This is a genomic window from Kitasatospora sp. NPDC114501, from assembly GCF_055633695.1.
Window position 1 is genome coordinate 1 of sequence record NZ_JBVKDS010000040.1, and the last position, 7,204, is coordinate 7,204.

The 7,204-nt window shown below is 67.8% G+C and carries 5 protein-coding genes; 1 reads left to right on the plus strand and 4 read right to left on the minus strand.

What is annotated here, in order from left to right:
• Positions 1-416: 416 nt before the first annotated feature.
• A complete protein-coding gene (locus ACZ7RU_RS36930) occupies positions 417-2,069 on the plus strand; it encodes an ISL3 family transposase (protein ID WP_470345385.1) in 1,653 nt (550 codons plus the stop codon).
• On the opposite strand, the gene ACZ7RU_RS36935 is transcribed toward ACZ7RU_RS36930, so the two are convergent.
• From ACZ7RU_RS36935 to ACZ7RU_RS36950, 4 genes are all read right to left on the minus strand, one after another.
• The gene (locus tag ACZ7RU_RS36935; protein WP_470345386.1) at positions 1,975-2,715 is read right to left on the minus strand and encodes a hypothetical protein; all 741 of its coding nucleotides are present in this window, start codon (positions 2,713-2,715) and stop codon (positions 1,975-1,977) included. The two genes, ACZ7RU_RS36930 and ACZ7RU_RS36935, sit on opposite strands and share 95 nt — an antisense overlap.
• A 107-nt stretch (positions 2,716-2,822) precedes the next feature.
• Complete coding sequence (locus tag ACZ7RU_RS36940) at positions 2,823-5,171, minus strand: tyrosine-type recombinase/integrase (RefSeq protein WP_470345387.1); 2,349 nt, start codon at positions 5,169-5,171, stop codon at positions 2,823-2,825.
• The gene (locus tag ACZ7RU_RS36945) at positions 5,168-6,238 is read right to left on the minus strand and encodes a tyrosine-type recombinase/integrase (protein WP_470345388.1); all 1,071 of its coding nucleotides are present in this window, start codon (positions 6,236-6,238) and stop codon (positions 5,168-5,170) included. Before ACZ7RU_RS36945 ends, ACZ7RU_RS36940 begins: the two co-directional genes overlap by 4 nt.
• Positions 6,239-6,363: 125 nt before the next feature.
• On the minus strand, positions 6,364-6,966 hold the full coding sequence (locus tag ACZ7RU_RS36950; RefSeq protein ID WP_470345389.1) for a hypothetical protein: 603 nt from the start codon (positions 6,964-6,966) through the stop codon (positions 6,364-6,366).
• Between the last annotated feature and the right edge of the window lie 238 nt (positions 6,967-7,204).

Below are 7,204 nucleotides of genomic sequence, written 5' to 3' on the forward strand. Positions count from 1 at the left end.
AGGATCCCCTGCAGGCAGCGCCGATCATCCAGTGGCGGGCGGCCGATCCTGCGAAGCCGCTGCTGCCGCACCGGCAGCAGCGGCTCCATCCGGCCCCACAGGTCATCCGACACCAACCACGGCGGTCTCTTCCCCACGGCCTACTCAACGAGCCGACGGACGAACAGACATGGGCACAACGCCGTTCTGTTAGCTCCTCTAAGACGGAGGGCGCCCTTGCGCCCGACCAGACTGTTCTCCTGGTCGACGTGGCAACAGGGTTCGGTGCGGACCGGCTCTACGCTGTCAAGAATCAGGTTCTGGTCCAACTTCTGTGGTGTAGCTACTCCCTGTGACTGTTGGCCTTGCTGAGAGGTCTCCCGAGATCGTCCGGAAACTGCCGGTGCCGACCGCGTTCGGGTTGATGGTTCTGGGCTGTGCGCGAGGTACTGCTCCGATTGGAAGAACTGCTCTTCCTGGCGGATCCGGGGATCAGGGTGGAGTCGGTCCAGGACGATGGCGAGCTGATCCGAGTCGGTGTCAGATGCCGGGCGGCTGGGGCTCGGTGCCCGGGCTGCGGGAGCTGGTCGGAGCGGTTGCACGGCTCTTACCTGCGATTTCCTGCCGATCTTCCCGTGGCAGGGCGGCGGGTGGTGCTGCGACTTCGTGTCCGGCGCTTCATGTGCGAAGACGCCTCCTGCGTACGGCGGACGTTCGTCGAGCAGGTCGCGGGCCTGACCCGGCGGCACAGCCAGCGGACCGAACGAATGCGGTCGCTGCTGGCCGAGGTCGGCCTCGCCCTGGCCGGCCGCGCCGGTGCCCGGCTGGCCGACGTCTTCGGAGCGAGAGTCAGCCGGAACACGGTCCTGCGACTGGTCGAGGCCCTGCCGGAGCCGCAACCGCAGAGCCCGCGTGTGGTCGGTGTCGACGAGTACGCGATGCGCAAGGGCCGTGTCTACGGGACCGTGCTGGTCGACGTCGAGACCCGCAGGCCGGTGGACCTCCTGCCGGATCGCGAGGCAGGCACGGTCGCGGCCTGGCTGGCCGATCACCCGGGGATCGAGGTCGTCTGCCGTGACCGTGCCCCGTTCTTCGCCGAGGGTGCCAGGATCGGGGCGCCCACCGCCGTCCAGGTCGCGGACCGGTTCCACCTCTGGCGCAACCTCGGCGAAGCGGCCGAGCGGTGCGTCTCCCGCCACCGTCCGTGCCTACGCGCGACCTTCACCGCATCGGAACCGGAGAAGGCTCCGGCTCCGGCACCGGCCGAGAGCGGGTCGCCATGGCCCACCGGGCACCGGTTCGCCGACCGCACCCGCGCCAAGCACGCCACCGTCCACACGCTGCTGGCCGCCGGCCACAGCCGACGCTCGATCCAACGCCGGCTCGGCATAACCTATCGCACCGTCCAACGGCTGGCCGACGCCGCGAGACCGGAAGACCTGTTCCAGGGGCAGTGGCAGAACCGCAGGACCAAGCTCGACGACTTCAAGGCTCACCTGCACGACCGGTGGCCCGAGGGCTGCACAAACGCCTGGACCCTCTGGGAAGAGATCAAGACACACGGCTACACAGGCGGCTACGGAGCCGTCCGCGCCTACCTACAGCCGTTCCGCACCACCCCGACCGCACCCGCCGCCCGTCCGCCGTCCCCGCGGACTGTCGCCGGGTGGATCCTGACCCACCCCGACACCCTGCCGGAGAGCGAGCGCCTGAAGCTCAAATCCGTCCTCGCTGGCTGCCCCGAACTGGATGCCCTCACCGGTCACGTCCGCACGTTCGGGAAGATGCTCACCCAGCTCCAGGACGACCAGTTCCCCCAGTGGATCAAGGCGGTCCGCGCCGACGACCTGCCCAGCCTCCACACCTTCGCCAACGGCCTCGAACGCGATCTCGGCGCCGTCACTGCCGGCCTGACACTGCCGTGGAGCTCCGGCGTCGTCGAAGGCCACGTCAATCGGATCATTCTGTGGAATCAGCTCTGTCAAGCAGCGGACGTCATCTGGTGGCTGACAGGGTCTGCTGTGTGGCCGCCGCTCGAGCAGCGGCCTCTTCAACCTGGCGTCGGCCGACTTCACCTCGGGTCCAGATGAATGCGCGCCAACGACGTGGCGCGTCGCTGCTCCAGTTCCGGAACTCCTCGACCGCGACGTTGTCGGAGAACCGCCATCGGATGGTGCTGCCTGATGCTTCGGGAATGTCGGTGAGGCCGTCGAGCTGTTCGGCGAGTGCGAAGTTGTCGACCTCGGCGATGGTGCGGTCCCAGGTCGAGACGGCGTCGGTGAGGGCATGGGATTCGATGAGTGCCGGGATGGACGGGGCGATTTCGAGGAACATGCCGCCTTCATCGTCCACCCCGACTCGTCCGTCCGTATGCACCAAGTAGCGCACTGGGGAGGAGACACGTTCCCCGAACCAATCGAAGTACCAGCCATCGGCAGAGCCGGACCACATGCCCTGGCCCAGGTCATAGTGCCAGTCACGAAGCACCTCGCGGCGTTCGCCCTCGACGGTGTAGTTGCTTCGCACTTGGTAGCGCAGTCCGCCGTACTTCTGCTCGAATCCCTCCCGGCGGATCACGAGCATCATGGGCGTGGGAACCAACTGGCCGAAGCAGTCCCGGACCCGCAGGAACTCGGTGGAGAGCCGGGGTTCCTGCGGATCATCACGCCAGCCGGTTCGTTCAAGCAGACTCTTTGCACGAGAGGACAGACCGGTGAGGTCATCCAGGATGTGCATCCTGCACTTCTCTTCCCAAGCCAGGGTGTGGGTTCGCAGCATGGCACGATACCGGGTCGAGGCGGTTCAGTGCAGCGCGAACTCCAGTGGCCGCGACTGTCGTGGGTTCAGCATGGACCTCCCGAACCGCGCTCTCGGGGACTGGCGGTCACGTTGACGATCGGCAAGAGTGTCGCGGTGGCTGGGACACCGATCTGACGTGGCGTAGGACCTGCTGGCGTGGGGGTATCGGTAAGCCGTTCCAGTAGCTGGTCCAGAGTGGCCTGGCCGTCGTCGACGGCGGCTCGTTCGTCGTCGGTGAGTGGGATCGCCATGAGCATCTTCTGCAGGTTCTCCTTCGCCTCCAGCAACTGGCCCTTGCTGGAAGCCTTCGGCGTGTAGAAGTCGCAGCGCGCGCAGGCCATGCGGTGCTGGCATTGCTCGAAGAATGTGTAGCTGCAGTAGCCGTGTCCGAGGTCGTAGTGCTGCCAGGGTTCGCCGGCCGCGGCGGCGCCGGAGGCGACCGCGTCGCGGTCGACCAGGACCTCGATGGTGCGCACGTTGCGCTCGAAGTAGCCGGCTTCGGAGTAGGCCTTGGACAGGGTGTTCGGTGTGATCTTCGCGTAGTACTGGGTGGATTGCGGCGAACGGTGTCCGAGCCATGCCTGCAGCTCGAACAGGGTCATCGGTTCTTTGGCGTTGTAGAGCTGGCTGGCGATGGTGGACCGGGCGCGGTGGCTGGTGATGTTGCCGCGGACGTCAGCGGCCGGGACTCCGGCCTTGCGGCAGAGCATCGGGATGACGGTGTTGTTGATGTAGCTGGTGGAGACGCGGCGGGCCCGGACGGCGAACAGCGGGTCGACCAGCTCGCCGGTGCGGCGGTCGGTGAATTTCGGCTGGTCGGGGCGCGCGGCCTGCCAGGCGTCGACGGCCTGGCCGAGGATTGGGTCGACCGGCTTGGTGAAGGCGGTGCCGGTCTTGTGGGTGGGGACGTCGAGCAGGCAGACCGCGTCGCGGGCCAGGACCTGCTGCGAGTCGCCGGCGATCGGTGTCCCATCGTGCTGCCAGCGGATGCAGCCCACCTTCAGCCGAGCGATCTCGTTGCTGCGTTGTCCGGAGAACAGCCAGGTCAACGTGACCGCGCGGACCAGTTCGAAGGGGTAGAAGTGCCCGGAGCGGGTCTGGGGGAGGTCGGCGGGTTCCAGATTCAGGCCCGCCCACAGCAGCTTCGCCCAGACCTCGTCGGCGATCACCCTGGGGTCGGGTCCGAGGAGGGCGGTGATGCTGCGGGGAATGGCCAACGCGCGAACGGGAGCGAAGCGGCGGGGCAGCCACTCCCATTCCTGGCAATCCCGGAAGAACGTCCGCAGCGCGGTGATCTGCCCGGCTTTGCTCGGTGCCTCCAGCGGCCTGCCGAGACGGTCGCCCAGCCCGACCATGCGCTGGACGTAGTCGCCGACCTTCATCCGGGCCAGCGCGGCGATCCACGAAGCGCAGGTTTGCCGGGTCCAGTCGGCCGGATCGGCGGCGTCGGGCTGTTCAGCGGCGATCCATCGGCCGACCTTGAGCAGGTTCGAGCGGACGCCGCTGCGAACGCGCGGGGTCATCGTCGAGGTGGCGTGCCAGCGGTCGGCCCACTGTTCCCAGATCGGCGCGCCGCCACTGGCTCGGGCCGAGTGGCGGCCGGTGCCGGGACGTGGAGAATCACAGAATCCGAGCTCGGCGACCGCCCGCTGCATCGCATGCAGGGTGTTCAGCCGGCTGCCGTCCAGCAGCCCGTCGCGGCGGACCCGGTCGAACAGCGCGGTGTCCAGATCCTCAAGATCAGGGCTGCGGTTGAGCAGGAACAGCTGGCAGGCCACCATCGGCAGCAGGGTGTCCTCGTCCCGGCCGAGCCGGTAGCCCCAGGCGCTCAGGACCGTACGAAGTCGTGCGACCTCGCCGTTGACGCGGTCGCGTCCGAAGATCCGCCAGGCCAGGGTCAGCCGCTGGAAGCTGCCGAGCCGGTGGAACTCGTTGAAGCCGCCGAGCAGGTAGGCGTGCGCCGCGAGATAGGGGCGGACCTCGTCGCCTGCCCAGGCGGGCGCGTGCCGGCGGAACTCGGCCTGCGTGCGGCCGAGCAGGTGGAACCATTCCTCCTCGGTCCAGCCCCAGAAGGTCCTGCCGGTCTCCGCGCACCGCGTCAGCAGCACCGCGACCACGTCGAGCATGGCCCGTCGGCGGTGCGGGGTGGGCGGGGAGTCCAGTGCGGCGTTGACCGCCTCCAGCGGAACCAGCAGCCGCGCGATCACGCGCCAGCCCGGCGCGGATGGGTCGTGGTACTGCAGTCGCCGCAGATTGCGCACGCCCAGGTCGGCCACGGCCCTGGCCTCGGCAGGTCGCACTGCCAGCGCGGCATTGTCGCGGGGCGGGGAGATCGGCCAGGACCAGCGTCCGGTCCCGTCCTCGGCGGCGATGGCCGACAGTGGTGTGGTCACCGCGACACCTCCGCCGTCGTACCGTCCGCGGACGTGAGCATCTGTATTCGCCAGGCATGGATGTGCTCCATGCCGCGGGCCAGCTTGTCGGCCAGGTTCCGGCCGGACAGGTGGATGTACTGGAGCGTGGAATCGGTGTTGCGGTGGCCGGCGAAGGTCGCGATCGCGTGCAACTCCCAGCCCATCCGGGCCAGATCGGTCAGACACAGGTGCCGGGTGGTGTGGGTCGAGAACCGCGGGACACCAGCCGCCAGGGCGATCCGGCGGACCACCTTCGACCAGGTCCACAGGGTCAGCGGCTGTCCGTGATTGCGCCGGGACTCCGACAGGAACAGCGACCCCCTGGCCCGGCTGATCGTGGCCCGGTGGGCGAGGTAGGCCGACATCAGCACGCCGGTCGACGCCGAGTACGGCACCACCCGCTCCAGCCGGTTCTTCGTCGTCTCCGCCCGCACCCTCAGCGTCCGATGGGCCGGATCGAGGTCGTCGGTCCGCAGCGAGCACAGCTCCTCCCGTCGCAGCGCGGCGTCATAGGCCAGGGCCAGCATCACCCGGTTGCGGACCGACTCCTCCCGCGCGACCTGCAGGATCCCCAGCCACTGCTGTTCGCTGGGGATCCACGGCAGCTTCGTCAGCCGCGGCACCAGCCCGCGCTGCTGCCCGCCCCGCTGGCGCCCAGGGGTGTAGCGGCCCCGGCCCACCGGGTTGGACTCGCGCAGGCCCTCCTCCATGAGGAAGTCGTAGAACAGGCGGACCGGCACCAGGCGCTGCTGGATCGTGGCGTTCGCCAGCCCCGACCCTGAGTCGATCGCCACCACGTTCGCGCCCCGACGGTGCGGCCGTGAGGTCAACTCCCGTACGTAGAGGGCGATGTGGGCGCGGTTCGCGGTGACCGGGTCGACGTCCTCCCGCTCGCACATCACCAGGTACTCGGCCAGCCCACGGGCATAGGCATCGATCGTGCGGGGCGCACGTCCGAGATCCGTCCAGATCGTCAGCCAGGTCACCGCCTGCTCATGCCTGCCGAGCACCGGCCACTTCTCCATCAGCACCGTCGTGCCGCTCAACACATCTCAAGTCCGTGGTTGCACCGGAGAGACATGATCACCCCGGCAGATTCCACGTAACTTTTAAAATGATCAAGCGCCAAATGTACGGCCGTGCCAGCTTCGCGCTCCTGCGGAAGCGAGTCCTACTCGCCAGCTGAGCTCTCAGCTTCTGCGCGCAGGTCATGAATAGAGAAGGTCACCGGCGAAGGACTCGCGTCGCATTCCCGGCCGTGCAGTTCCTCCGGACGCAACGACCAGGCGATGGCCTCGTCGGGGCCGCAGTACGACGGGTCCAGCTGGAATGTGGTCCGTGTACCGGAGGGCTTGGATGTGGCGAACTCCTTCCAATTACCCGCCGACACCGCCCCGGCCAGCTCTTGGCGGAAGCCTCGCCCGTCCAGCCGCACCTCAACAACAGTACGGACGCTGAGGACCGCGGCCGCCGCGGGCGCCCATCGCTCCTTGTCGAGAAGAGAACCGAAGAATCCAGGGACAGGTCTTCCCCGCTCGTCGCCAGTACGGCGCTGGTTATCCTCCACGCTGAAGACCAGGTCCGATTCGATCTCCACGCTGATCTGGCCATGCGTGCCGTCGCGGTGGTGCAGCGCGTCCCACACCACCTGCTGAAGAATCTCTGTCGGGAGCTCAGGACTTTCCCGGGCGACCCGGAAGTACATCGCAGGACGAGCCCGCACGTGCTCCTCGAAGGTGACTACCTTGATCTGGTCAGCCGTGTAGCGCTCCACGGAGCTGATCATCGCACTCGCCGCTGACAACCCGCGCCGCCTACGCCAAGGCGTGATCGTCACCCAGCGCCACCGTTTCACAGGAGTTGGACCAGAACCGCTTTTCGTGAACGAAGCTAGGTCATCGACTTCGAGACCAGCAGGTACTAAGGCGTGTCTGACAAATGGTCATCTGGTCGCGTCGCGGAGCCAGAGGATCAGGGAGGCCAGGACGACTCCGGCGCGGTAGCGGTCGGCG